The organism is Marinobacter sp. 1-4A, assembly GCF_016597725.1.
Taxonomy (GTDB): domain Bacteria; phylum Pseudomonadota; class Gammaproteobacteria; order Pseudomonadales; family Oleiphilaceae; genus Marinobacter.
On the sequence record NZ_VCGY01000008.1, the window covers coordinates 43544 to 70007 of the forward strand.

A 26464-nucleotide genomic window follows, 5' to 3' on the forward strand; every position below is an offset into this window, starting at 1 on the left:
CCGAATTGGACTGGTTAGAACCTTATGAATCAAGTTGCATTGGATGACAAAGTGAAGCCGGTCATTCATCTTGTTGTGGTCGAGCTGCACCACCACAGTGAGCTGATTCGGAATATTGTTGAGGTTCTGGGAAACGGCCTTTTCAAGATTTCGATTGTGACACTGCCGAAAATTTTTGAAGATGCAGGGTTGGACGCCAACAGCGGTTCCGTTTTCACTGCACACCTGAAAAAGCCTGATGAGTCAGTTGATGTATTTATCCGCCGAATGAAAGCCGTTTTTGAGTCTGCGGATATTCTATACTTCAACACGATTCGCCACTACTGGGATGAGCTGGCTCAAATCGAGTCCGCAGCGCCCTCAATGGTCAGGGTGCATAATGCACATTGCGATTTTGCCCCCTGGGGACATTTCCACAAGCCAATTGTGAACATCTTTGGCATCCTCTCTCACCTGATTCGAAAAGTGTTGGTTGGCGGGGAGTGGCGCGCAAAAAATAGGCTATTCCGAAAAATTGATTACTTCATGTTTCCCAATCAAGCCATCACCGATTATGTACTGAAAAATAAATGGCTACCTGCCTCCCGGGTTTTACCTCCGGTGTTGCCATTTGGATTTCTTGGTACAAAGCATCCGAGCCTACCGAAAAGTGATCAAGAGGTTCGAATCGCGATCACAGGAAAGGTGACGAATGCGAAGAAGGACTTTGATTTAGTGTTCAGCGCTCTCAAAGCGTGTTTGAATCAGCTCAATAAGCCGGTTCGGCTTGTTTTGCTTGGAAAGGCTGCCGATAAGCAAGCGCAGTCGATTCTTGCGAAGTTCAAATCTCTGGAAGGCCAGATGTTCTCTTTGGACTATAGCGAAAGCTACGTGCCAGCCGAGGTGTTTGAAGAAAAAGTTAAGAGTATCGACTTTCTGCTTGCGCCTATCCAAGTTGATACTCACTTTCGGAAGTATCACGAGGTATACGGAAAAAGTAAGGCGTCTGGGATTGATGTTGATGTGCTGCTCTACAGAAAACCGTCGCTGGTTGTTTCTGGCTATCAAATGAAGGGCGCTCTCAACGGGGTTGCCGAGTATTTTGAGCCAACTCAGGCGTCTTTATCTCAAATGCTGGTCCGCTGGGTGAATGATGGGATCTATGAGCAACTCGCAGGTAATTTTGACACGCTTAAAGGCTATCAGCGTGACGAGATTGCCGATAACTTTCACCAACTTTGCCAAAACTTGATGTCGTCCCGCCCCCGTTCTTAACGCTGTGCGGGGCGTGAAAGTTGCTCTATCCCGTGAGTGGTGCGTGTAATTCCTTGCTTTTCGGAATCCACACGCAAAGCCTTATTAGCTGCGACAAGCTCTGGATCTTTATACCCCCGTTTATGGTCTAAATGGATAACAATAGCGTTATAACGGACGTGTTTGGGCTTGATGCCAATATTAGTGAGCCTTACGCCAAACTCACGATCAAGTCCGCCCCAAGGCATTCTTTCGTCAAAGCCGTTCACCGCCAAAACGTCCTTGAGCCAGGCAGAGCCATTGGAGCCTTTAAAGTTACAGGCTGTCGGCGTGAGGGCGTTAAAAATCTTTGCCTTGAGAGGGGTCGCTGTGAGCTTGCTGTTTTTATAGCTGGATTTAAGACCGTTGGCTTTTAGCCATTTGAGATCAAAGCAGCGCCCACTGATGATGTCGTCTTTCGTAATGGCTTTGCTGGTGCTCATGGGGAGCTTATGATAACCGCCAGAAAGGTATTTATTAGGCTCTGCTTCCCGGGCATGAACGTCTAGGAAGTCTTTGCGGGGTATGCAGTCGCCGTCAGTAAAGACGACATACTCTGACTCAACCTCTAAGATAGACTTATTCAGGATTCGACACTTCCGAAAGCCCATGTCTTCCTGCCATACGTGTTTAATCTTCATGCCGGTTTCGTCACGAATGCGGTCGATAACCTCTCGGGTCTCCTTTGTAGATCCGTCGTCTCCAATGATCATCTCGAAGTCTTCATGGGACTGGACGCTGTATCCCCACAGAACTTTTTCAAGCCACTCTGGCGAATTGTAAGTGGTCATAATGACAGAAAGCTTCATGGTGTCAGTCCTGTAAGTAATCTTTGACTCCGAGGCCAAAGGCGACCCTTGAGTCAGGGGTAATACAACTTCGGGATTGCTCGTGGAATGCCTGTGTTACTTTAATAAACGACGGACGCTCACCTCAAGCTGATTTAGGGGTTTCAACCACCCGGTATTCGCCAGCGGATTATAGGCCCATGGTTTTGGTGGTTCAAAACCTTCACAACGCAGAAAGTCTTCTGCAACAGGTAGCTTGTGACTGTCTCTATGTTTAAGAGACGTGCTTTCCTGTTCTGTCATCAGTGCAAACGGATAGTAACCGCAGTTTCTCTTTTTTTCAGCAAGCTTTAAACCGATCGTCTTTTTCTTGCCGCGATATGCGGGCACCTCAGGCAGCCACATGGCAAACGGGGCATGAAGGTATCCCATTAGCGTAAAAGCTTTGGCCGCCACTTTATTGTTTTCTGGTTCTGAGCGAGAAAATGTCCATTTGGCGGATGCTAAACGTTGGGGCTTCATTATAAGCAGTGCGGAAAAGTAGGCGCCCGAACTGCGCGGTGTGGATTCCTTGAAATAGAGCCCAAGCCCAGAGTTATAGGAGTATTTGGCGTTTTTAGTAAAATTAATTCCGCGAATAAAGCATGGGCTTATAAAGGCGAGCGAAGGGTCTGCGGTAAAAGCGTGTTCGATTTTTGCAAAGTCGTCGTCACCCAATGGTCGCACCATTTGAGTGTCATCTTGCAGGTAACAGACTAAGTCAGCATGGCGAAATTTTTCGAAAGCCAGCTGCATGTTGCCATAGAGCCCCCCAAGGTGATGACGCGACTTTGCATTTTGATCGGGTTGAATGACGTCGTGCGTCTTACTATGTTTTTCGAGTACTCGTATTGTTTCGGGGTCGTTGCTGTTGTCATCAAAAATCGTGATGGGGTGGCCTGGGGCGCAACTCTCAATGGAGCGGATGCAGTTTTCTAGGAACTGGCCCCTATTGAAAGAAAAGATGCAGAAGATCATTGCGACCCCTTAGGTTGTTTGGTCTCTTTGTTCGGCAGACTTAAAGCCTTACTTTCTGCCGTATCGGTCTTCATACCGGACAATATCATCCTCACCGAGATAGGAGCCGGACTGCACTTCAATTAGCTCTAAATCGATAACCCCCGGGTTTTCCAAAGAATGCACCTGCCCTATCGGGATATAAGTGGACTGATTTTCAGTGACCAAGTAGGTTTTTTCTCCGTTTGTTACCTTTGCAGTGCCGCTGACGACAATCCAGTGTTCAGCGCGATGATGATGCATCTGCACGGAAAGCTTGGCGCCAGGCTTCACAGTGATTCGCTTGACCTGATAACGGTGGCCACTGTCTATGGAGTCATAAACGCCCCAGGGGCGATACACCTCACGGTGGTTCATATGTTCGTGCCGGCCATCATTGCGAATTTGCTCGACCACTGCTTTTACTTCCTGAACCTTATCTTTGCGAGCAACAAGAACCGCGTCTTTGGTTTCGATGATAACGAGATCATCGACACCAATCGTTGCGACGAGCCTACTGTCTGCACGCACAAGGGTGTTGCTGGCTTGGAGAGCTATCACGTCACCGCTCAGGCTATTGCCATCAGCGTCTTTATCGCTAACTTCCCAAAGAGCGGACCAGGAACCTATATCGCTCCACCCAGCGTCAAGAGAAACAACCGCAGCGTGATCGGTTTTTTCCATAACGGCGTAGTCGACGGATTCGGAGGGGCAGCTGGCGAACAGCTCAGAGTTTATCCGTATAAAGTGGAGGTCTTCATCGGTCTCTGCCATGGCTGCGCGGCAGGCTTTGAGAATATCCGGGCGGTGCAACTCAAGCTCGTTCAGGTATTGCCGGGCACCAAACATAAACATGCCGCTGTTCCAGAGGTATTCTCCCGATTCAAGATAGGCTTTTGCCGTTTGACTGTCTGGCTTTTCCACAAAGCCATCAACGGAGTAGCAATCGGCAGAAATTTCGTTGCCGCGGTGTATGTATCCGTAACCGGTTTCCGGTTGATGGGGAACAATTCCAAAGGTCACAAGCTTGCCTTCTTTGGCTAAAGGTATCGCTTTTGTGACGCCTTGTTGAAAAGCCTCTACATTCTTGATGAGATGGTCAGCGGCAAGTACCAGCATCAGCGGGTCATCGCTATCGCTGCTTTCGCACAGGCGCAGTGCTGCCAGCGCGATGGCAGGCGCGGTGTTACGACCGCAAGGCTCAAGAATAATGCAGCTGTCTTCAAGCCCGGACTGTCGCATTTGCTCTGCCGCCAAAAAGCGATGTTCCTCATTGCAGATCAGCAGTGGCTTTCGAGCGTCTATTCCGTCAAGTCTAGCCACAGTGCTCTGCAGCATCGAAAGCGGGCCGTCGGCCAGCTTGAGAAACTGTTTGGGGTTAAGTTGCCGTGACAGCGGCCAAAGTCGCGAGCCGGTGCCGCCAGCCATAATGACGGGATAGATCATGCAATTGCTCCAAGTGTAGCTTTCAGTCAGCATTGGCATCTTCGAAGGGCGGAATATTAACACAGGCTGCTCTGTCTGGCAGTTAGGGGTTGCGCCAATTCTCCTGACTAATACAAAGAGGTTGTTGATGAAAGTATGTCAGGTCATGGCCGGAGATGGAGACGGTGGTCTTGAGAGCCATTTCGGTGAGCTTAGTAACGGCTTGGCGGGCGCTGGCTGTCATCTGGTCGCCATAGGTCATAAAAAATACCGTAGCCGCTTCGAGTCGTCTGTGAGGCATATCCCGCTCGATCTGAGTGGAGGGCGCCGTAACCCGCTATTGTTAGCGCATCTTGCTTGGATTTTACGACAAGAAGCTCCGGATATCGTTCATGCCCAAGCTAACAAAGCGGTTGAAATGCTGGCACAGATTAGGGCCGTAGTTCCCGGATATCGCGTAGGGACTATTCATAATAGTAAGCGTTCGACTGGAATGTTTGCCAGGATGCAAACAGTGATAGGTGTCAGTAGGGGTGTGGTTTCCAATCTTACACACCCTGATGTGCGGGTTGTTTATAACGGTATGAAACCTTATTCCGAGCAGGCGGTTGACCGATCCGCTTTTGCGCAAACTTTCGACTTGAACCCACATCTTCCAATAACCCTGTCAGTCGGTCGGTTGGTACCTACCAAGGCCTTTGATAATCTGATTTCAGCCTGGCAGCCCCGCCATGGGCAATTAATTATTGTTGGAGAGGGGGCTGAAAGACCCACGCTGGAAAGCATGATTCGCAAAAGGGGCTTGGAACAGTGCGTGAAGCTGGCGGGCTTTCGCTCTGATGTTCGGGCAATGATGCAGGTTGCGGACTTGCTTGTGTTCGCCTCCCATCGCGAAGGGTTTAGTTATGCGTTGGCAGAGGCGTTGTTGAGTAGCCTACCCGTGCTATCTACAAGGGTGCCTGGTGCTGAGGAGGTGCTGCCACCTGAGTATTTAGTTGAATGCGATAATGTTGACGCGCTTAGAGATAGTTTGAGCTGGCTGACACAAAACCTTGAAAGGGCTAAGCAGGATCAGGCTACACTGTTTGATTGGGCTCGTCAGGCGTTAACGGTCGATAATATGGTTGCCGAAACGTTCAATATTTATCAGGAGGTAATGGGCCGTAAGTGACCAAATTGAAGGTGCTGATTTTATCGGATGGCGTTCCCGGCCATGTTAATCAAGCGCGGGGCTTGGTGCATTGGTTGTCGAAGCGATACGAGTTAGTTTGCTCTGAGCAAGCGGTCAGTTTACGTGCGAGGCCAGCGGCTCGTGTTTTGTTGCCTTATGCGCTCAAAGTGCGTGGCATAGGCGCCAATGTTGGCAAGGCTTTTTATCGTACACATGGCCTTGATGGCACACCGCCGGATCTGATCATCTCTGCGGGCGGGAATACTTCGTTTTTGAATATTGCCTTGGCACGAAAGTGGTCTGTGCCGAATGTGTTTTTGGGTTCAAGCCGTAGGCTGCATTCAGATGACTTTGCAGCACACCTAACCCTTGAGCCGACTGGAGAGCCGCACAATATCGTTATGGATCTGGTTCCAACGGGAACCAATCTAAGCGAGCAAAGCCGTGAGGGCTGTGTATTGCGAGCGAGTTTGCAACTGCAGGCACAACAACCACTCTATAGTCTTATTGTTGGTGGTGATGGTTCAGGTTTTATTTATGAGGAAGCTACATGGCGGCAACTTGGTGAGCTTGTCGCGGATTTATCTGGGCGAGACGATTGCCGGTGGCTTGTTACGACCTCGCGGCGCACGGGTAATACAGGTGAGCAGTTGCTGAGAAAGGCATTGCCACAGTCAGTGTTGGCAGACTCCGTTTGGTGGGGCAATGAACCGAAAAAAGTAATGAGCAGCTACCTTGGCGCGGCGGATGCCGTGTTTGTCACGGGGGACAGTATGATGATGGTTAATGAGGCAATTGCGAGCCAAAAGCCAACCGTTGTTTTGGAGCCAGACAATGCAAAGCCAAGCGAGCGTCACCGTCAAGCGCTTCTGCGCTTTCAGGAGGCGGGATACTGTAACCTGCACCAGTTGGGCTCATGTGTGCCTCGTCTGCCAAGTAACACCAATAAAGACGATCGCGCCGGTGATCGGGTGCTTTCCCAATTAGAAAAACTGATCCCCTCCCTGCAACGCTTTCGGTAACTGCAGGCTCGCTCTTTATCAGGCTATTGCTGTATCAATCTCTGGTATATATCGAGCGTAGACTCGGTTTGCGCCTGAAGCCGAAAACGGTATGGAATGTCAATTGCTGGAGTTCTGCCCTGTAACAGTTTGAGGGCTACCTGTGCGAACTCACGGGTATCATCCGGTGTTACCAACCCGTCGCGAAAACAGGCTTGTAATGTTTCTGCGGCGCCGCCTCGGTTAAAGGCAACCACCGGTGTTCCGGAGGACAGGGCTTCTGTCACTGTGCGGCCGAAAGGTTCCGGCTTGGTGGACATGTGGCACACCAGATCGGCAAAGAGGTATAGCTCTGCCATGTCGTCTCTCTGCCCCAGAAACGTTACCTTGTTGGCAAGCCCAAGCTTCTCTCTATGTCGCTCAAGCTCCTGCATAAAGCGCTCTTTGCCCGGTTCCGCTCCGCCCACAATAATGCCGTGGCAATCTGCATTTTTGCGGGTGATCTCTTGCATGGCTTCAAGAAACTGCAATTGGCCTTTCCACCGCGAAATACGCCCTGGCATCATCAGAATGCGTTTGTTTTCAAGTTCCGGAAACTTCGTTATCAAAGCCTGACGCCATGCCTCGCTCAACGCTCTGCGCTGGAAATAATCCACATCCACACCGCGCTGAATGACCGTCAGTTTTTGCTCTGGAACCTGATAGTTTTGGATGATGTAGTTCCGCACGCAGTTGGATACTGCAATCACCTGATCGGATTTTGCCATGATGGCGCTGTACGGATTAACGGAGTACATGCCGTGAAAGGTTGAAACAATGGCTGGCCGCTGACGCACGGGTAACCCCTTCCATGCAAGGCGCACAATCCAGGCCGGCATGCGTGAACGCACGTGAATAATGTCTGGCTGCAACTCCTGAATCAGGGTACGCATGGGGCGGATTTGCCCGAGCGATGCTGGCGACTTACGGTGAATGGGCATTTCAATATGAGTTGAGCCTTGCTCCTCAAGGCGCTTCGCCAGAGGGCCGCCATTAGAAACAACATAGGACTCGTGGCCGTGCCGTACAAGGTCCGCAGCAAACTCTACGGTGCCTCTTTCTACTCCGCCACTGTGGAGGGCTGGCAGTGCCTGAAGGATTCTCAAGTGCTCTCCCTCTTTGATTTTGATCGCTTTCGGATATCTGGTGCAAGCCAGCGTTGTATCACCCACTCGGCAGCCCGATCCGCTTCCCAGAGAGCCTTCTCCTGACCGGTTTTGCCTGCCATTACCGTAGCATGATCACTCCAGCGTGCCACATAACCAGCTTTTACTAACTCCCATATGCCGTTTGCAACACGGCTGCCGGAGCGTTCTGGTAGCTGAAACAGTCCGGTTGGTACACCGGATGTTGCTGCCTCACACACCATGGACATGCTGTCCGGTGTTACCCAAATGGCACGGGATGCAGCGATTTGATGGTTGAGCCAATTTTCATGTGTCTGGTCAGGGGTGACCACTGTAATCTTGGCGCTTACAAACTCATCAATGTTTGTTTTGAGTGCTTCTGGTGTTCGCCTTGAGCTCGTGATCGTCCAGCGCCAATCAGGGTATTCGCCGATCAGGTGCGCCACTTGCCCAAGTACAACGTCGTCGTCCCAGTCAAAATGTGTCGATGGTCCCCCAAGTAATATCAGAGCCTCCGGTTTGTCAGTAATTCTGGCAAGGGGCGTTACGGTGTTTATGGCGCCTTCGGTGATCAGCGTTTTCTGGTCTTGTGCTACGCCATCATGGGCAGGAATTATGGCGCCATCGACCCACTGGCGTGGGAAACTGGGCTTCATAATCACCAGCGTTTTGGCGTTTCTGCGCCTTCGTAGTGAGAGCAAAAGCCTGTGTGTACCGGAGCCTGCAGCAATAACCAGATCGGGTTGGGGGAGCGACGGGTCCAGCGAAGGGGGAATCGCAAGTAACGCCCGCCAAAGTGGAACCTTGGTGTCTTGAGTTGAAATCCAGAACAGACTGGCGCCGGCTTTAACCCGCAATCGGTTACCCAGACCTTTTAGCTGATTCCGGTGCCCGGGCTTGTTGTCTGTTAGCAACCATATTACAGGTGCCGCAGAGGTGTTATTTGTCGCCATAAAAGCCCGGGTCGTTTATGTCTGGCCGTGTCTTGAAGCGGCGGTGCATCCAGAGATATTGATCTGGTGCGCGGCGGATTTCTCGCTCAAGAATCTGGTTGATTTCGGTTGCGTCCTGCATGTCGTCGCCGCTGGGAAATGGGTCCAGAGGAGGGTGGAAGTAAATGTCATAGCCCGGTTTATCCTGCCGCCGGAAGTGGCTGAACGGGACTACTTTACAGTGGCTGCGTGCAGCAATACGGGAGGTGGCCGTAATGGTGCCCGTTGGCACTCCAAAAAATGGCGCGAATACAATCTCTTTGCGACCGTAGTCTTGGTCTGCGGCATACCACACCGTGCGGTTATTACGCAGGCTTCGGAACAGGCCGCGGAGATCTCGCGCGCCAAGAACCGTCTCATAGCGGCGCTCCCTTGCACGGGTCATAACGGCATTCATCAGAGGGTTATTATGATCCCGCTGCATTACGTCAGCTTCAATGTACTCGGTAACCAGGCTGCCCCCTAAATCCAGAGTGCTGTAATGGCCACCGAGTAGCAATACACCTTTGCCTTCGGCCAGGGCATTATCAAGGTGCTCCTTGCCATGAACTATCGTTATACCTGTTAACTTTGCAGGGTTTCGGAACCAGGCTATTCCCAATTCCATTACACCAATGCCGTTTGCGATAAAGGTGTTGCGAACTAAGGCCTCTTGCTGTGCCTTTGGAAGCTCGGGAAAGCACAGGCGTATATTAACCTCGGCGATGTGACGCCGTTTTTTGGTTAGCCGCAACGCCAGTAGCCCTATGCATTTGCCTAGCCACCACTGAAAGCGAATAGGGAGTTGTGCTGAACACCACATGACAAAAATACCAATCCAGGTCGGCCACCAGCGGGGGTGGCGGTAGGCTGAGTAGTCTGTATTGCGCGCCTGACGGCGGTATGTCTTAGTCACTTGAAATCTGCCCTGCAAGCTCAGTGGATTATTGCTTAGCCCATGCTGCCCGGGAGGGTGAGTCGGAAGCAAATGATTAGGCTTTACGATATGATATCGCACTTGGTTTTCTGGGGGTCCTGCGTGCTTCAATTTATTTATTCACAGCTTATACGCTTGGCGCTACCCTTTATTCTTCTGCGTTTATGGTGGCAAGGCCGAGAGGCGCCGGAGCTAAGGGTGAATTGGCAACAGCGTGTGGGGTTTGTGCCTCGGGCCAGTGGTACGGTTGTCTGGGTACATGCTGTGTCGGTGGGTGAGACGATTGCAGCAGCGCCCATGGTGCGGCGGCTGCTTACCCGCAATCCCGATATTACTGTCTTGATGACAGCCATGACAGACACAGGCCTCACGCAGGCGATGAAAATGTTTGGCAGCCAAGTTCAGTATGCCTACGCACCCTACGATACCCCCGGGTCGATACGCCGGTTTCTCAACCGGGTTAATCCCAGAATTCTGGTCATTATGGAAACGGAAATATGGCCAAACATGATTCGCCAAAGCCGCGCCAGAGGCGTGCCGGTATTCCTTATCAATGCACGGCTCTCCGAGCGTTCTGCACAGGGTTACGAGCGTGTTAAGCGACTGGTTGCGCCGATTATGCGCAGTATCAGTTGGGTGGCTGCTCAGGCTGAAAAGGATGCGGAGCGCTTTCGCAGAATAGGGGTGGCTGCCTCTAAAGTTGCCGTTACTGGCAGTGTCAAATTTGATGTGGATATACCCGAGGCGGTACGCCAAGAATCACTGCAGTTAAAGCAGTCCCTATCTAACCGACCTGTATGGGTTGCTGGCAGCACCCATGAGGGCGAAGATGCCCAATTGTTGGCAGCGCATAAACAACTTTTGCGCGACCAACCTGAAGCACTTTTGATCATCGTGCCTCGCCACCCCGAGCGGTTTGAATCCGTGGCGGATTTGGTTCTCCAAAATGAGTTCTCTCTGGCGCGGCGCTCGTTGGGCGGTGATTTCTCAGGTGCCCAAGTATATCTCGGCGATACCATGGGTGAGTTGATGATGCTCTATGGTGCCAGTGACGTGGCTTTTGTTGGTGGTTCGCTGATTCAGCGCGGCGGTCACAACCCTTTAGAGCCCGCAGGCTGGGGCATTCCGGTGGTTTCCGGGCATCACGTGTTTAACTTTGAAACCATCTATCAAAGGCTCCTTGACGATGGCGGTGTGACCATGGTCGGCAACAGCGATGAACTCTTTCATCACTTATCAGCTTTGTTCAGCAATGCTGATGAGCGACAGGCGAGTGGTCAGCGGGCGCTCTCGGTGGTCAACAAGAACAAGGGTGCGCTGGATAGGGTTGTTGATGGAATCATTGCAAGGGTGTGATGAAAGGCAGGGTGGGGAAGCTGGGTTCCACACCCTGTTTCATTCGTTTGCCGAGTGCTGAAGATTAACCTAGAGGGTCGGGTCCTTCAGGGTTTCTTTATCATTGGCGAGAGCCTCAATGCCCGGTGCGTTGGCGCTAAGCCAGTTGTTCAGTTCAATCAAATCCCTCGGGCTAAGTGTGCCTGCAGCCTGTTTTAGCTGAAGCATGTTGATGACGTAGTCGTAGCGTGCGTTGGCGTAATCTCTCAGCGCCACGTAGTAAGCTCGTTCCGCATCCAGCACTTCAACAATATTCCGGGTGCCTACGTCATAACCCGCACGAGTGGCATCGAGTGCGCTGCGGCGGGAGATGATGGTGCGCTCCAGAGCTGAAGCTGTTTCAATATTGTTGTTGATCGTCAGGAACAGGCTGCGGGTATTAACACGCACGTCGCGGCGAACGGTATTCAACGACTGCTCCGCCACGGTCACCAAAGACCGCTGCTGGCGTACCCCGGCTTGAGTACCGCCGCCCGAGTACAAAGGAACCTTAAGGTTGAGCGCGATAATACCCTGAGTTGTTTCGCCATCACGCTGGAGGGTGGGCGGATTTTGCTCGATGCCATGAACATCGGATTTACCGTAAGACGCACTGAGATCCAGTGTGGGGTAGTGGCCCGCTTTGGCCTGTTTTAGCCCGGCCTCGCTGGCGTTCAGTTCATACATGGCAGACTGAATAGACCAGTTCTGCTCCAGCGCGGTCATTTCCCACGCAGCCGGGTCCATGGGCTCCGGACGGCCAAGAGGGAAGTTCTGGCGTAGGTTTTCCAGTTCGTTCGTGTATTCGCCAGTCAACCGGGCCAACTGTTCCTTGGCAATGTTAGCTTGGTTCTCAGCAGCAATGCGCAAACTCCGGCTGTCGTCGTAGCTGGCGCGGGCTTCGTATACTTCTGTGATCGCAATAAGGCCCACATCAAAACGCTCTTGAGCTTGCTCGTATTGGCGCTGGATTGCTGCCTCGGTGGCCTGGGAGGTCATGACCGTATCTTGTGCTCGCAACACGTTAAAGTAAGCCGTTGCGACGTCAAGAATCAGTTGCTGTTGGGCCAGATTGTACTGAGCACGCGCTGAATCTGTTTGAAACTGGCTGGCGTCATAGCGAAACCAGGCGTCGGCGCGAAACAGAGGCTGTGTCAGTTGAAGGCCGTATTTTAGCTCGCGATAGCTGTTGTCTTGGTTGGGGCCATCAATATCAATATGTTGGGCATCGCCATAGGCGCCAATTTGGGGCAATAAAGCGCTCTGGCTGATATCACTCGAGGCCTGCTGCGATTCGAATCTGGCCTGCGCTGTTGCAATACCAGAGTCGTAGGAGAGTGCTTTCTCGTAGGTCTCTACCAGATCCAAGGAAAGGGCGGGCTGTGCCGCCAAGAGGCCAACAAGTCCGGAAAGCAATCGTTTTTTCATTGTTACTCCTGAGTACATGTGCGCGTCTGCGCCCTTTCGAGGCGCTCAACAGGGATGCCGGATATCTACAGATATTATGGATCTGGCATCAGTAATGGCATGGAAAGTCGTACCGGCCTAAACAGACCGGTCATTATGGACAATAATTGCGCTCAGCTCTACACTTGCAAACAGCACTCACTTTGCGTGCTATGCATTACAGACTCGCGTCTTGACGGGGTGCTGGCGGCCTAACGTGTTTAGGCCACCGGCTGAGATTGCAACGCAGAACCCGCGACCTGATCCGGATAATACCGGCGTAGGGATTGAGACCAGACCATCGAAGAGCCAGCGCCGCCTGCGAAACAAAGGCAGAGCTACTCTCTCCGTCATGCGCGACCCGAATACCAAAACAATGTTCCGGGAGCGAATGATGACAGATCTACCAACTTACCTCAGTGATTCCGCCCGCGTAGATTCCGCCGCGATACAGCCGTTGCCAGGATCGCGCAAAATATACGTACAGGGTAGTCGTTCCGATCTACGTGTGCCTATGCGGGAAATCACCGTGCAGGACACACCCACGGAAATGGGCGGGGAAAAGAACCCGCCGGTAATGGTGTATGACACCTCGGGTATTTACAGTGACCCAAACGCGACCATCGACCTTCGCAAAGGCCTTCCCGCCATCCGTGCCGCCTGGATAGCAGAGCGTGAAGACACTGCACCCTTGCCAGATTACACCTCTGAATATACCCGCCGTCGCATGAAAGACCCACAGCTTGATCCGCTTCGTTTCATGGATGAGCGCAAACCACTGCGGGCGCTTGAAGGTAAGAACGTTACCCAGATGCATTACGCCCGCAAAGGCATTATTACACCGGAGATGGAATACATCGCGATTCGCGAAAACATGAAACTACAGGAAGCTCGGGAGCAGGGCTTGGCAGATGATCAACATCCCGGCCAATCCTTCGGCGCCAGCATTCCAAAGGAAATCACCCCCGAGTTTGTGCGCAGTGAAGTTGCTCGAGGTAGGGCGATTATCCCGGCCAACATCAACCATCCCGAATCCGAGCCCATGATCATCGGCCGCAATTTTCTGGTGAAAATCAACGGCAACATCGGCAACTCAGCGGTTACCTCATCAATCGAGGAAGAAGTGGAAAAGCTCACATGGGGCATACGCTGGGGCTCCGACACCATCATGGATCTCTCCACCGGCAAGAACATTCACGAAACCCGTGAATGGCTGATTCGAAACTCACCGGTTCCCATTGGCACAGTACCCATCTATCAGGCTCTGGAAAAAGTAGGCGGCGTTGCCGAAGACCTCACTTGGGAGATCTTTAGAGACACCTTAATCGAGCAAGCAGAGCAGGGCGTTGACTACTTCACCATCCACGCCGGCGTGCGCTTGCACCACGTACCCATGACCGCCAAGCGCACCACAGGCATTGTTTCCCGTGGCGGCTCCATCATGGCGAAGTGGTGTTTGGCTCATCACAAAGAAAGCTTTTTGTACGAGCATTTCGAAGACATCTGCGAAATCATGAAAGCTTACGACGTGTCCTTCAGCCTCGGCGACGGTCTGCGCCCCGGTTCCATAGCCGATGCCAACGACGCAGCCCAGTTTGGCGAACTGGAAACCCTAGGTGAGCTCACAAAAATTGCTTGGAAACACGATGTTCAATGCATGATCGAAGGCCCCGGCCACGTACCCATGCACCTAGTAAAGGAGAACATGGACAAACAGTTGGAATGTTGCGACGAAGCCCCCTTCTACACGCTTGGCCCCTTGGTTACCGACATAGCCCCGGGCTACGACCACATCACATCCGGCATTGGCGCTGCCATGATTGGCTGGTTCGGTTGTGCCATGCTTTGCTACGTCACTCCCAAAGAACATTTGGGCCTGCCCAACAAGGATGACGTAAAAACCGGCATCATCACCTACAAAATCGCCGCTCACGCAGCTGACTTGGCCAAAGGCCACCCCGGTGCCCAAATACGCGACAATGCCCTTTCCAAAGCCCGGTTTGAATTCCGTTGGGAAGACCAATTCAACCTCGGCCTCGACCCAGACACCGCCCGAGCCTTCCACGATGAAACCCTGCCGAAGGACTCCGCCAAAGTGGCACACTTCTGCTCCATGTGCGGCCCGAAATTCTGCTCCATGAAAATCTCCCAAGAAGTTCGCGACTATGCGGCTGAGCATGGTATTGACGAGATTTCAGCAGTGGATGCTGGCATGAAAGAGAAGTCTCGGGAATTCGTGGAGTCTGGAAGTAAGCTTTACGACAAAGTCTGAGACTGGTTTCGCAGGCATGTGAGTGCGGAGTACACGCCCGGTGGGAGGCCTGATTCAGGACACGCTCCTTGCGGCACGTCCGTGTGTCGCTTGGGCTCCGCCATCCATGGCTCCGCACAGTCCTGAATCAGGCCTCCCACCGAGCGCAGAATTCGCGAAGGAAAATAGAGCGTAAAGTGATTGATGGGTGCTGATCTCGTTGATTGTTTAAGAGCGGACAGCACAGTGTTGAATCGGTTGTGACAAGGGCGGCTTTCCAAAACTGTGCGGAGCCATGGATGGCGTAGCCAAGCGTACAAGGATGTATCCACAGCGTGTTTTGGAAAGTCGCCCTTGTCACAAGCCGCCCCACCCAAAGCAGGCTTGCAATAAACAACACCAACCGGCTATCGTGCAAAACCTAAGTCAAACAGAGCAAAGCATGACAAAGCCGTTCCAGTTTAAAGCCAGCGACGTCAAAATCGAAAAGCGCGAAACCGTCTTTCAAGGCTTCTTCCGCATGGACAAGCTATGGCTGACACACCCGCGCTTTGATGGCCGAAGCATGCCGCAGTTTACCCGCGAACTCTTCATTCGCGGCGACGCCACCTGCGTACTCCCCTACGACCCCGAAAGAGACGAAGTTGTATTGCTTGAACAATTTCGCCTCGGCGCACTCGGGCGCGAGCAATCTCCTTGGTTGCTGGAACTGGTCGCCGGAATGAACGAAGACGGCGAAACAAGCGAAGAGGTGGCCCAAAGAGAAGCTGAGGAAGAAGCGGGTCTCAGCTTTAGCAAGTTGGAAAAAATTTGCGATTACTTGGTCTCTCCGGGCGGCACTACGGAAATGGTCTACCTGTACTGCGGGAAAGTAAGTACCGAGTCTGCGGGGGGCTTGTTTGGTCTGGATGAGGAAAGCGAAGATATACGAGCTCATGTAGTTTCTGCAGACGACGCCATCGCCATGATTACCGATGGCCGCATCAACAACGCAGCTGCAATTATTGCCCTTCAATGGCTGGAGCTAAACCGTACAAGGTTGCGGGCAGGGTGGTAGTTATGAACGAATGGGCAATGAAACCCAAGCGCTACGTGCCAGACCTGCGTCAACTGGGCGCTTTGTGTGAGGGCAATTACCATCGGCTTAACCGACTGCGCCAGCTGAGGGTAGACGATGAGCCCGTATGTGAAATCGAGCTGCACCGAGAAAACGAATACCTAGGGCGCGTTCGAATTCAAGTGCTGCAAACCGCCCGCTATACCGAAACCCTCCTGCTTGAGCAGATCCACAACAAGGGTCGCTGGCTTAACAATCCACAGATGACGGTTCGGGTATACCACGATGCGCTGATGGCCGAGGTTATTAGCTGCTATCGTGATACACAAATCACACCAGTCAACGATTATCCCAATCGTTTTATGCATCACCCCGATGAAAAAACTCAAGTGAACGGATTTCTTGCCGATTGGTTGGAGTACTGCCTTCGGTTCGGCCACTTGCCTCTTGAACATGCGGCCTGGACCGGCGCTGAAAATGCCGTAGATAGCGCCGGAGAGAATGCTGAGAAGAGTGCGGGAAAGAGCGCTGATTAATCTGGCTTACCCGCTACTGAAGTAAAACCGTACACTTGTAAAGGCGCATTGAGTTGGCAAAAACGGCAATAAATTACTGGCGTTGAGCCAGAATGTGACGCCGGTTCCAGTCGCAAGTGATAAATTCGGAAGCTGACAACGTACACTTGTATGTGAGCCATGGGAGCCTGAGTTAGGTGGTAGCCCATGAATCTGTTCCTCAATGGATGACAGCAAGCAGACCGATAAGAATCATGACTTCCAAGGAAACCGCCCGACCGCTTCGGGTACTGCAGTTAACCGATCCACACCTGATGGCGAACGCTGATGGCGCATTGCTGGGTGTAAACACTCGCGACAGTCTGGACGCCGTTATAACTGAGGTACTCAGATCCCACGGGCAGCCGGATCTCATCCTAGCCACGGGCGACCTCGCTCAGGATGGTTCGGAAGAAGCTTATCGGGTTTTGGCTGATCGACTTGGCGCTTTTCGTTGCGAATCTGCATGGATTGCTGGAAATCATGATCAGGTTGCGAGCCTGAGGGCCGTTGCAGCGCGCTGCGGCGCAGATCGTCGTCACATTATTCAAGGTGGTTGGCAGTTTATTCTTCTGGACTCATCGGTTCCAGGCAAAGTGCACGGAGAATTGGCGGAATCCGAGCTGGATTTTTTGGCTGAGATGCTTGAGCAGCATCCGGAGATGCCAGCGCTTATCACGCTACACCATCATCCTGTTGATATTGGCACCGATTGGATGGCCAATATTGGCCTTAAAAATCGTGAAGACTTCTGGCAGTTAGTGGACCGCTTCCCGCAAGTAAAGATTGTGCTGTGGGGACACATCCACCAGACCCACGAACAGCAGAGGAACGGTGTGAAGCTACTGGCTAGCCCTTCCACCTGTATTCAGTTTACTTCTGGCTCGAGCAAGTTTTCCGTAGAAGACTTGGCGCCCGGGTATCGCTGGTTTGAGCTCCAAAGCTCCGGCAACTTCTCAACAGAAGTATGCCGGGCTCTGGACTTCGACTTCGAGCTTGATCAGACCAGTTCCGGTTACTGAGCGGCTTCTACAGTCTCCTGTTTCACCATATTACGCTCTTGGCTTTGCGCCCGCAGTTGCTGTGCGGCAGCGACCATAGCCTTGAGCGCAGGTATCACTTCTTCCCAGCGCCTCGTTTTCAAACCGCAATCCGGATTGACCCACAACCGCTCTGCTGGAATCCGCTCGGCAGCCTTTTTCATCAAGTCTGTCACTTGCTCGACTTGCGGAATGTTCGGCGAATGGATGTCGTAAACGCCCGGGCCAATATCGTTGGGATATTCGAAGCCTTTGAACGCGTCCAGAAGCTCCATGGCCGACCGTGATGTTTCAATGGTAATGACGTCCGCATCCATGCGAGCAATGGCGTCAATAATGTCGTTGAACTCGGAATAGCACATATGGGTGTGAATCTGAGTATTATCCTGCACGCCGTTGGCACTGATGCGAAAGGATTCAATGGCCCATTCCAGATAGCTGTTCCAATCTGACTGTCGCAAAGGCAGGCCTTCACGCAGGGCGGCCTCGTCAATCTGAATAATCCCTACTCCAGCTTTTTCCAAATCCTGCACTTCTTCACGCACGGCTAAAGCCAGCTGTAGGCAGGTGTCTTTACGCGGCTGGTCGTCACGCACAAAGGACCAGTTCAGGATCGTCACCGGACCGGTTAGCATGCCCTTCATAGGCTTGCTCGTCAGTGATTGGGCGTAGGTGGTCCAATCTACAGTCATGGCTTTGGGACGGCTTATGTCACCGAAAAGAATCGGTGGTTTTACGCATCTAGAGCCATAAGACTGTACCCAACCAAAGCGGCTGAATACATAGCCTTCCAACTGCTCACCAAAGTACTCCACCATGTCGTTACGCTCGGCTTCGCCATGCACCAGTACATCCAGACCAAGCGCTTCCTGTTGCTCAACGCAGTACGCAATTTCTTCGCGAATTCGCGCAGTGTAGTCCTGTTGGCTCAAGTTTCCCTGGCGGAATTCTTTGCGAACCTCGCGTATCTCGGGGGTCTGCGGGAATGAGCCAATGGTTGTGGTTGGATACGCTGGCAGCTGGAATCGCTCTTGCTGCAACTTAGTCCGAGCGCTGAATGGGTTCTTGCGCTGACCATGCTCTGGCGTAATGGCTGCCAATGCCTTTGAAACCGTGGGGTTGTGAACCCGCGAAGATTGACGGCGGCTCGCGATGGCCTTTTGGTTTGCGCTCAACTCTTGCGCGACCGACTCACGGCCTTCATCCAGCGCTTTGGCCAGCGTATTCAACTCCTGCAGCTTCTGTCGTGCAAAGGCCAACCAGTTACGGACCTCCGAATCCAGCGTGGTTTCACTCTCTAGATCAACGGGAACATGCAGCAGGGAACATGAAGGCGCGAGCCATAGCCGCTCTCCCAGCTTTTCTTTTAAGGGTTCCAGCAAATCAAGTGTTGCGCTTAGGTCGGTTTTCCAAATGTTACGTCCGTTGATAACACCGAGAGACAGTACCTTGTGGGCTGGCAGCCAGTCCGCCAGCCGTGCAACTTCACCTTGTGCGCTGATAGCATCCAAATGAATGCCCGCTACCGGCAGTTCGCAAGCCAGTTGCAGGTTTTCTCTGAGTTCCCCGAAATAGGTTGTAAGCAGCAGTTTTACCGGCGCTGTTTTCAGCTCGTGGTAGGCGAGGATGAAGGCGTGGCGCCAGTCAGCGTCCAGCTCTGTAACCAGTGCTGGCTCATCAATTTGAACCCATTCGGCCCCGGCTTCAGCAAGCTTTGTTAGCAGTTCCGTGTAAACTGGCAGCAGCTTGTTCAGCAGGTTCAGGCGATCGGAGTCGTCCTTGGCTTTGCCCAGCCAAAGATAGGTGACCGGCCCGATGATGACCGGTTTGGCGTTGATGCCTTGTGCTCGGGCTTCGGCGAGTAGCTCCAGAATGCGATCAGCGTTCAGGCTAAAGCTTGTACCTGCATCGAACTCCGGCACTATATAGTGATAGTTGGTGTCGAACCATTTGGTCATTTCCCCCGCATGTACGCTACAGCATGCGCTATCGTTGGGGGAGCGGCCCCGCGCAACACGAAAATACGCGTCCAGTGCGGAGCCAGTCTGGGCGCTGGCCCGTTCGGGCAAGTTACCGAGAGTGGCGCTCATGTCCAGAACCTGATCGTACAACGAAAAATCGCCCGCAGGCGCCAGAGATAAGCTTGCCTGCTCTTGCCAGTTCTGTGCGCGCAACCCTGCGGCCGTTTCTTGCAGGGCTTGTTCACTAGACTTGCCGTGCCAGAGTGCTTCCAAAGCAAATTTAAGCTCCCGACGGGCGCCGATGCGCGGGTAGCCGAGGTTGTGTGTCGTCGTCATTCCGAACTCCTGATTCAGTGTTTAATGGGCTGTTGATAGGAGTTGTCAGGTTAGCTTTAAGTTTTGATGAAAAATAATGGTATTATTTCAGGGTTGCATTAATTCTATTCATGGGTCGGGAAATGATTGAGCGTCATCACTTGGAAGTTCTTCGAGCTGTGGAAGCGGAGGGTTCCTTAACAGCAGCAGCGAATCGCCTTCACCTTACTCAGTCCGCACTGAGCCACTCTGTCCGTAAGCTGGAGCAACAGCTGGGAACCCAAATTTGGCTTCGGGAAGGGCGACAGCTACGCCTGACTCAGGCTGGCAACCACCTGTTGGCTCTAGCCAACCGCCTGATACCACAGTTTGAACACGCGGAAATGCTGATCGGCCAGTTTGCCAAAGGGCAGGCGGGTACACTTCGTATCGGCATGGAGTGCCACCCTTGTTATCAATGGTTGTTGAAGGTTGTAGGTCCCTACCTTAAACAGTGGCCATCGGTGGATGTGGACGTAAAACAGAAATTTCAGTTCGGCGGAATTGGCGCGCTGTTTGGTCACGATATCGATATGCTCGTCACCCCCGATCCATTACACAGGCCGGGCTTGGTGTTCGAGCCAGTGTTTGATTACGAACAGGTGCTGGTGGTTTCGGCCAATCATGCTCTTGCTGGCAAGCCTTGGGCAGAGGCTGCCGATCTCGAACCAGAAACTCTGATCACCTATCCCGTAGCCATTGAGCGGTTGGACGTGTTCAATTATCTACTGGTGCCCGCAAACATGCGCCCAGCGCGCCACAAAACCATTGAAACCACCGACATTATGCTGCAAATGGTCGCTGCAGGGCGTGGAGTGGCAGCCTTGCCCCGCTGGCTGGTAACCGAATACAGCGACCGACTGGGCATAGTTCCGGTAAAACTGGGTAAGGACGGCATCGCCAAACAAATATTTCTGGGCCGACGCGAGCGGGATGTGGGGGTGCAATACATGGATTCCTTCATGAAGCTGGCGAGAGAGGTTCGCTGGCGCTAAGGTTTCGGTTACACTGCCCAAAAAATTTGTCAGGAATTACCCTTATGAGCGAAACACCTCCCGATCTGAAATACATTGAAACCCATCAGTGGGTGCGCGTAGACGCCGACGGCACTGCCACAGTAGGCATTACCGACTTTGCTCAGGAGCAGCTGGGCGATGTGGTGTACATCGGCGTTCCGGACGTGGGCGATACCGTTACCGGCGGCGAAGAAGCCGGCGTTGCCGAATCTGTGAAATCTGCATCTGACGTGTTCAGCCCGGTAACCGGTGAGGTTGTTGAGATCAACGAGTCTCTTGAGGATGAGCCGGAGAAGGTTAACGAAGACCCCTACGGTGATGGCTGGATGTTTAAAGTAAAGCTTGCTGACAAGGGTGAGCTTGATGGACTGATGGATGCCGATGCCTATGCTGAGCATGTAGCGGCTACCGAGTAAACCGAGTAGGAACCGTCGGGCAAGGCCTTCCAAAACACGCTGTGAATACGTCCATGTACGCTTGGCTCCGCCCTTTAGCGCTTATTGCTCCTGCGTCGCGCTAAAGGTCCTGGGCAAGCCGTCCATGGCTTGCCCGTGAAGTGCTTCGCACTCCACCCATGGCTCCGCACAGTTTTGGAAAGCCTTGCCCGACGGTTCCCCCGAGCTTGAGTGCGTCCGCTTGGGCTTCATGTATAATTCCCGCCCTATTTTTCTCTACCCTAGGTGGCAGCAATGAATTTCCCTGTTTTATATCTACGCAAAGGCGCCGAGCGCAGGCTTCGGGCTGGCCACCTTTGGGTTTACAGCAACGAAGTGGATATTCAGCGCTCACCGCTAACGCAGTTTGAAGCAGGCACACAGGCCGAGCTGCGGGCTTCCAATGACAAACCACTCGGGGTCGTTTTCGTAAACCCCCACGCTCTTATTTGTGGCCGCCTGATTAGCCGCGATGCGGCACAAGGCATGACACCAAACCGATTAACCCAGCGGATGGAAACGGCGCTGGCGTTGCGCGATAGATTATTCGATAAACCCTTCTATCGTTGGGTATTTGGCGATAGCGACGGCTTGTCTGGGCTGGTAGTGGATCGCTTTGGCGATACGGTGGTGGTGCAGATCTCCACAGCTGGCATGGAGCAGATGAAGGAATCCATCGTTCGGGCGGTTCAACGCCTGACGCATCCTAAGGCCATCATTCTCAAAAACGACGGCAAGATGCGTAGCGTTGAGGGGTTGGACACCTATGTTGAGCAGGCCCATGGCCCGGAAGCGACGCTGCTTGAAGTGGAAGAAAATGGCGTTCGATTTGAGGTGCCGCTTGAAGGCGGCCAGAAGACAGGTTGGTTTTACGATCACCGCATGAATCGCCAGCGTCTTCAGGCTTATGCACCGGGCAAGCGGGTGCTGGACGTATTCAGCTACGTGGGTGGCTGGGGTATTCAAGCCGCCTGTGCAGGTGCAACACAGGTTACCTGTGTGGATAGCTCTGCAGCCGCGGTTGATTCGGTGCACCACAATGCAAAGCTAAACGGTTTGGATAACGTAGAAACCATTGAGGGCGATGCGTTTGATGCCTTGAAAGCGCTGGCGGAAGAAAAGGAGAAGTACGACATCGTCGTGCTGGATCCACCTGCCTTTATTCCCCGCCGTCGTGACCAGAAAGCCGGAGAGCAAGCCTATGCGCGCTTAAACCAGCTTGGCTTGCGGCTGCTAGATCGGGACGGAATTCTTGTGTCTGCTTCTTGCTCCATGCATCTCTCTCAGGAGAAGTTGGTGGATATCATTCGGGGCAGCGGGCGAAAAATTGATCGCTTTGTGCAGCTTCTGGAGCAGGGGCATCAAGCGCCAGATCATCCGATTATTCCAGGGATTCCCGAAACGGACTACATTAAATCCTGCTTTGTACGGTCCCTGACCGGCTTTATGTAGCATCAACTCTGAGCCCGCTCCCGGAGAGAGAGCGGGCTCAGAGTCTCTTCAGCGGGAGTTCAATCGCGGAGAGTCATAACACGCCAACCTTTGTTTTTGGCGAACGCCTCAAGTTTCGGATCCGGGTCAACCGCCACCGGATTATCCACCTTCTCAAGCAACGGCAAGTCATTGTGTGAATCGCTGTAAAACCAGGCGCCGTTCAAGTTTTCACCTGTAGCAACCAGCCAGTCGTCTAAACGGGTCACTTTGCCTTCTTGAAAGCTCGGGGTGCCAGCAATTTCGCCGGTGTAGCGGCCGTTGACCATCTCGGGTTCAGTGGCGATAAGATGGTCAATGCCCAACACGTCGGCAATCGGTTCGGTCACAAAGCGGTTGGTGGCGGTGATAATCATGAGGGTATGGCCGCGCTCGCGGTGGCTGTCTAAAAGTTTGCGGGCCTTTTGCTGCAGCATCGGGCGCACTTTTTTTTCCATAAACCTGCCCCGCCAGTCCAAAAGCTCATCCATGCTGTGAATTGACAGGGGCTGAAGCGCGAATCTTAGATAGCTCAGTATATCGAGCCCGCCATTCAGGTATTCTTCATAAAAGCGGTCATTAGCCTTGCGATAGACTTCGGCATCAACAATACCTTCCTCTACCAAAAACTCACCCCAAGCATGATCGCTGTCACCAGCCAGCAGAGTGTTGTCGAGATCAAAAATTGCGAGCGTCAAGCGATTACCTCCAAGGAAACAGGCGAGTCAAAACCCGTATCTTATCACGGCAGCTATAGTACAGCTGCGTTTGCCGAAGTGTTGGGATTCTGTAAGAATGAGCGCAACTTGGAAAAATCCGACCGGCAAATATTTGACCGGTCTGCCGACTTTATTAAGAGGACTGTGCCGTGATCGATTCAGACGGTTTCAGACCCAACGTCGGAATCATTCTGGCCAACCATCAGGGAGAAGTTCTCTGGGCAAGGCGAATAGGGCAGGACTCTTGGCAGTTTCCCCAAGGCGGTATCCATTATGAAGAGACGCCGGAAGAAGCACTGTACCGGGAGCTTGGAGAGGAAATTGGCTTAAGCGCCAATGATGTCGAAATCATCAGTTGTACCCGGGGCTGGCTAAGGTATCGCCTTCCCCGAAGAATGGTACGGCACAACTCGCACCCCGTCTGCGTGGGCCAAAAACAGAAATGGTTCCTGCTGAGGATGTTATCACCCGATGCGCGAGTACGCGTTGACGGTACGGAGTCACCTGAGTTCGACGGCTGGCAGTGGGTAAGTTACTGGTATCCGTTGGGGCAGGTGGTTTCTTTCAAGCGTGAAGTATATCGACGTGCGCTGAGAGAGCTCGCACCAAGGCTGTTCTATAACATGGAGCAGTGGCACAGGAGCGAGCATAACCGGCGTTTAAAGGATCAAGCGAAATGACGGACTAACACGCCCATGCTGAGCATTCTGCGAAGTCTTGTACAAGAGGTAAACAGTGCCCGAGATCTTTCGGAAGCGCTGGGTATTATCGTGTCGCGGGTGCAAAAAGCCATGAACACCGAGGTCTGTTCTGTTTACTTGCTGGACCCAGCGTCCAATCGCTATATTTTGATGGCAACCGAAGGCCTGTATCTGAAAGCCGTGGGTAAGGTAAGCCTCGCCCACTCAGAGGGGCTTGTGGGTTTAGTGGGTTCGAGAGAAGAGCCGATCAATCTGGAAGACGCCCCGTCTCACCCACGCTACCGTTACTTTCCCGAAACCGGCGAAGAACGTTTCCGCTCGTTTCTCGGGGTTCCCATCATTCACCATCGCCGTGTGCTTGGCGTTTTGGTTGTGCAGCAGAGGGAGAGTTCCCGATGCTTCGATGAAGGTGAAGAGGCATTTCTGGTGACGGTCTCGGCCCAGCTGGCGGGCGTTATTGCCCACAGTGAAGCAACGGGTGCTATCAGCGGTCTCTCACTGACCGGTGAAGAAGCCCGCGATGTGAGCTTTAATGGTGTTCCCGGCGCGCCTGGTGTGGCGATAGGCCATGGTGTTGTGGTTTATCCAGCGGCTGATCTAGATGTGGTTCCTGACAGGTCAGCGGAGGATATTGATCAGGAGTTGGAGTTATTCCGGTCGGCGGTACAAGCGGTTTGTGCAGACATTGAACAGGTTGCTCAGCGGCTGACATCAACCTTGCGCCCGGAAGAGTTGGCGCTGTTTGACGTATACCTGCGCATGCTAAGTGACGAGGCCTTGCCTGGTGAGGTCAATAGCCGAATCCGTGAAGGTATCTGGGCCCAAGGTGCTCTCAAACAGGTGGTTCAGCATTACGTTCGCCACTTTGAAATGATGGACGACCACTACCTCCGGGAAAGGGCTGTTGATATCCGTGATCTTGGTCGTCGCCTGCTTGCGTATTTGCAGGAAGGTGAGCAGGAGGATTTGACCTACCCTGAACGTACGGTACTGGTCAGTGAAGAGCTGACACCGGCCATGCTTGGAGAAGTGCCCCGGGGGCAGTTAGTCGGCTTGGTTTCGGTCAAAGGCTCCAGTAATTCCCATGTCGCCATTCTGGCCCGTGCTATGGGCGTGCCGACGGTTATGGGGCTGGTGGATATTCCGGTCAATCAGCTCGATGGCAAGGAGCTGGTTGTGGATGGCTTTGAGGGGCAGATTTTTGCTTCGCCTTCGTCAGATCTCAGGGCGTTTTTTCAGGCTATTTGTGAAGAAGAGGACGAGCTGGACCGCGGTCTGGAAGCGCTTCGAGACAAGCCATGCATTACAACGGACGGCCACCGTGTTCCCTTGCTGGTGAACACCGGCTTGATGACCGATGTGGTGCGCTCCCTGTCTCACGGCGCAGAAGGCATAGGTCTATACCGCACTGAAGTGCCCTTTATGATTAAAGACCGCTTCCCGTCGGAGCAGGAGCAGCGGCAGTATTACCGCGAGCAGCTGGAAGCCTTTGCGCCTAACCCTGTGACTATGCGCACTCTCGATATCGGTGGTGACAAAGCCCTGACCTATTTCCCTATCGAGGAAGAGAACCCGTTTCTTGGGTGGCGCGGTATCCGGGTAACCTTAGATCATCCGGAAATTTTTCTTGTTCAGGTACGGGCTATGCTCAAGGCCAGTGAAGGCCTGAACAATCTTCAAGTTATGTTGCCCATGGTCAGCAACATCTCCGAGGTTGAGGAATCCCTGCACCTGATTTACCGGGTTTACCACGAGGTACGGGAAGAGGGTTTTGATATCCATATGCCCAAAGTGGGTGTAATGGTGGAAATACCGGCTGCTGTATATCAGGTGCGCGAGTTGGCGGATCGTGTTGATTTTCTTTCGGTCGGCTCTAACGATCTGACCCAATACCTGCTTGCAGTAGATCGCAACAACCCCCGGGTGGCACAGCTTTACCACTCATACCATCCTGCCGTTTTGCAGGCTCTTGTGCGAATTGCTCAAGATGCCCATGCGGTCGGTAAGCCGGTGGGCATTTGTGGTGAGCTGGCGGGAGACCCCGGCGGCGCGTTGCTGCTGATGGCCATGGGCTACGACTCACTTTCCATGAACGCGGCCAGCCTGCCAAAAGTAAAATCCGTCATTCGCAGTGTCAGCCGGGAGTGGGCGGTAAAGTTATTGAAAGACGTGCTATTGCTGGACTCGCCTCACGTTATTAAGAGCTGTGTGGATCTTGCGCTACGCAATGCAGGCTTTGGCCGTTACCTCCGGCCCAGTATATCCACAACAGCGGCTCTTGCTGGGCAGTCAGCCTCCTAGGTGGTGTCGTATTGTGCCGC

General features: G+C 53.0%; 22 protein-coding genes and 1 riboswitch. Of the genes, 13 read left to right on the plus strand and 9 right to left on the minus strand.

The genetic code is table 11. The annotated features are described in order from the left end of the window. The first annotated feature begins 24 nt into the window (after window positions 1–24). The gene (locus FE845_RS15505; protein ID WP_200366619.1) at window positions 25–1254 is read left to right on the plus strand and encodes a hypothetical protein; all 1230 of its coding nucleotides are present in this window, start codon (window positions 25–27) and stop codon (window positions 1252–1254) included. Here FE845_RS15505 and FE845_RS15510 read toward each other — a convergent pair. The 3 genes from FE845_RS15510 to FE845_RS15520 form a co-directional block, all read right to left on the minus strand. Continuing rightward, entirely contained in the window at window positions 1251–2081 is an 831-nt protein-coding gene (locus tag FE845_RS15510; protein ID WP_200366621.1) for a glycosyltransferase family 2 protein, read from the minus strand. The two genes, FE845_RS15505 and FE845_RS15510, sit on opposite strands and share 4 nt — an antisense overlap. A gap of 96 nt (window positions 2082–2177) precedes the next feature. Next, on the minus strand, window positions 2178–3077 hold the full coding sequence (locus FE845_RS15515; RefSeq protein ID WP_200366623.1) for a glycosyltransferase family A protein: 900 nt from the start codon (window positions 3075–3077) through the stop codon (window positions 2178–2180). Window positions 3078–3125: 48 nt separating this feature from the next. Next, window positions 3126–4541: a mannose-1-phosphate guanylyltransferase/mannose-6-phosphate isomerase gene (locus FE845_RS15520; RefSeq protein ID WP_200366625.1), complete on the minus strand. Its 1416-nt coding sequence runs from the start codon at window positions 4539–4541 to the stop codon at window positions 3126–3128. Between the two features lie 127 nt (window positions 4542–4668). On the opposite strand from FE845_RS15520, the gene FE845_RS15525 reads away from it, so the two are divergent. Beyond that, window positions 4669–5691 (plus strand): glycosyltransferase, encoded by a 1023-nt coding sequence (locus FE845_RS15525; protein WP_200366627.1) that lies wholly within the window; start codon window positions 4669–4671, stop codon window positions 5689–5691. Continuing rightward, on the plus strand, window positions 5688–6713 hold the full coding sequence (locus tag FE845_RS15530; RefSeq protein WP_200366629.1) for an ELM1/GtrOC1 family putative glycosyltransferase: 1026 nt from the start codon (window positions 5688–5690) through the stop codon (window positions 6711–6713). Before FE845_RS15525 ends, FE845_RS15530 begins: the two co-directional genes overlap by 4 nt. 23 nt (window positions 6714–6736) lie before the next feature. Here FE845_RS15530 and FE845_RS15535 read toward each other — a convergent pair whose 3' ends face one another. Genes FE845_RS15535 through lpxL form a run of 3 tightly spaced genes read right to left on the minus strand, consistent with a single transcriptional unit; the run spans window position 6737 to window position 9745 of the window. Further along, on the minus strand, window positions 6737–7837 hold the full coding sequence (locus FE845_RS15535) for a glycosyltransferase family 4 protein (protein WP_200366631.1): 1101 nt from the start codon (window positions 7835–7837) through the stop codon (window positions 6737–6739). Further along, window positions 7834–8811, minus strand: a complete 978-nt coding sequence (locus FE845_RS15540) for a mitochondrial fission ELM1 family protein (protein WP_200366633.1) — start codon at window positions 8809–8811, stop codon at window positions 7834–7836. Before FE845_RS15540 ends, FE845_RS15535 begins: the two co-directional genes overlap by 4 nt. Continuing rightward, the gene (gene lpxL / locus FE845_RS15545; RefSeq protein ID WP_200366635.1) at window positions 8798–9745 is read right to left on the minus strand and encodes an LpxL/LpxP family Kdo(2)-lipid IV(A) lauroyl/palmitoleoyl acyltransferase; all 948 of its coding nucleotides are present in this window, start codon (window positions 9743–9745) and stop codon (window positions 8798–8800) included. Before lpxL ends, FE845_RS15540 begins: the two co-directional genes overlap by 14 nt. A 123-nt stretch (window positions 9746–9868) precedes the next feature. On the opposite strand from lpxL, the gene waaA reads away from it, so the two are divergent. Continuing rightward, window positions 9869–11122, plus strand: a complete 1254-nt coding sequence (gene waaA / locus FE845_RS15550) for a lipid IV(A) 3-deoxy-D-manno-octulosonic acid transferase (protein ID WP_200366638.1) — start codon at window positions 9869–9871, stop codon at window positions 11120–11122. Between the two features lie 69 nt (window positions 11123–11191). Here waaA and FE845_RS15555 read toward each other — a convergent pair whose 3' ends face one another. Further along, the gene (locus FE845_RS15555) at window positions 11192–12568 is read right to left on the minus strand and encodes a TolC family outer membrane protein (protein ID WP_200366640.1); all 1377 of its coding nucleotides are present in this window, start codon (window positions 12566–12568) and stop codon (window positions 11192–11194) included. A gap of 205 nt (window positions 12569–12773) precedes the next feature. Next, window positions 12774–12890, plus strand: a riboswitch (TPP riboswitch). A 90-nt stretch (window positions 12891–12980) separates the two neighbouring features. Between FE845_RS15555 and thiC the strand changes: the two genes are divergently transcribed. From thiC to cpdA, 4 genes are all read left to right on the plus strand, one after another. Further along, window positions 12981–14858: a phosphomethylpyrimidine synthase ThiC gene (gene thiC / locus FE845_RS15560; RefSeq protein ID WP_200366642.1), complete on the plus strand. Its 1878-nt coding sequence runs from the start codon at window positions 12981–12983 to the stop codon at window positions 14856–14858. Between the two features lie 421 nt (window positions 14859–15279). Next, the gene (locus FE845_RS15565; protein ID WP_200366644.1) at window positions 15280–15894 is read left to right on the plus strand and encodes an NUDIX domain-containing protein; all 615 of its coding nucleotides are present in this window, start codon (window positions 15280–15282) and stop codon (window positions 15892–15894) included. Between the two features lie 2 nt (window positions 15895–15896). Continuing rightward, window positions 15897–16430 (plus strand): DUF1249 domain-containing protein, encoded by a 534-nt coding sequence (locus FE845_RS15570; protein ID WP_200366646.1) that lies wholly within the window; start codon window positions 15897–15899, stop codon window positions 16428–16430. Between the two features lie 233 nt (window positions 16431–16663). After that, window positions 16664–17470: a 3',5'-cyclic-AMP phosphodiesterase gene (cpdA, locus tag FE845_RS15575; protein ID WP_200366648.1), complete on the plus strand. Its 807-nt coding sequence runs from the start codon at window positions 16664–16666 to the stop codon at window positions 17468–17470. Here cpdA and metE read toward each other — a convergent pair. Then, window positions 17464–19785 (minus strand): 5-methyltetrahydropteroyltriglutamate--homocysteine S-methyltransferase, encoded by a 2322-nt coding sequence (gene metE, locus FE845_RS15580; protein ID WP_200366650.1) that lies wholly within the window; start codon window positions 19783–19785, stop codon window positions 17464–17466. The two genes, cpdA and metE, sit on opposite strands and share 7 nt — an antisense overlap. A 122-nt stretch (window positions 19786–19907) precedes the next feature. Between metE and FE845_RS15585 the strand changes: the two genes are divergently transcribed. The 3 genes from FE845_RS15585 (at window position 19908) to FE845_RS15595 (ending at window position 22705) form a co-directional block, all read left to right on the plus strand. After that, the gene (locus FE845_RS15585) at window positions 19908–20798 is read left to right on the plus strand and encodes a LysR family transcriptional regulator (RefSeq protein WP_200366651.1); all 891 of its coding nucleotides are present in this window, start codon (window positions 19908–19910) and stop codon (window positions 20796–20798) included. 44 nt (window positions 20799–20842) lie between these two features. After that, the gene (gene gcvH, locus FE845_RS15590; protein WP_200366652.1) at window positions 20843–21235 is read left to right on the plus strand and encodes a glycine cleavage system protein GcvH; all 393 of its coding nucleotides are present in this window, start codon (window positions 20843–20845) and stop codon (window positions 21233–21235) included. A gap of 273 nt (window positions 21236–21508) precedes the next feature. Beyond that, on the plus strand, window positions 21509–22705 hold the full coding sequence (locus FE845_RS15595) for a class I SAM-dependent rRNA methyltransferase (protein WP_200366654.1): 1197 nt from the start codon (window positions 21509–21511) through the stop codon (window positions 22703–22705). A 59-nt stretch (window positions 22706–22764) separates the two neighbouring features. Here the strand turns inward: FE845_RS15595 and FE845_RS15600 are convergent, their stop codons facing one another. After that, on the minus strand, window positions 22765–23421 hold the full coding sequence (locus FE845_RS15600; RefSeq protein WP_200366656.1) for an HAD family hydrolase: 657 nt from the start codon (window positions 23419–23421) through the stop codon (window positions 22765–22767). Between the two features lie 170 nt (window positions 23422–23591). Between FE845_RS15600 and FE845_RS15605 the strand changes: the two genes are divergently transcribed. Beyond that, window positions 23592–24122, plus strand: coding sequence for an RNA pyrophosphohydrolase (locus tag FE845_RS15605; protein ID WP_200366658.1), 531 nt, complete (start codon window positions 23592–23594; stop codon window positions 24120–24122). Window positions 24123–24137: 15 nt separating this feature from the next. Next, entirely contained in the window at window positions 24138–26444 is a 2307-nt protein-coding gene (gene ptsP / locus FE845_RS15610; protein ID WP_200366668.1) for a phosphoenolpyruvate--protein phosphotransferase, read from the plus strand. Window positions 26445–26464 lie beyond the last annotated feature (20 nt).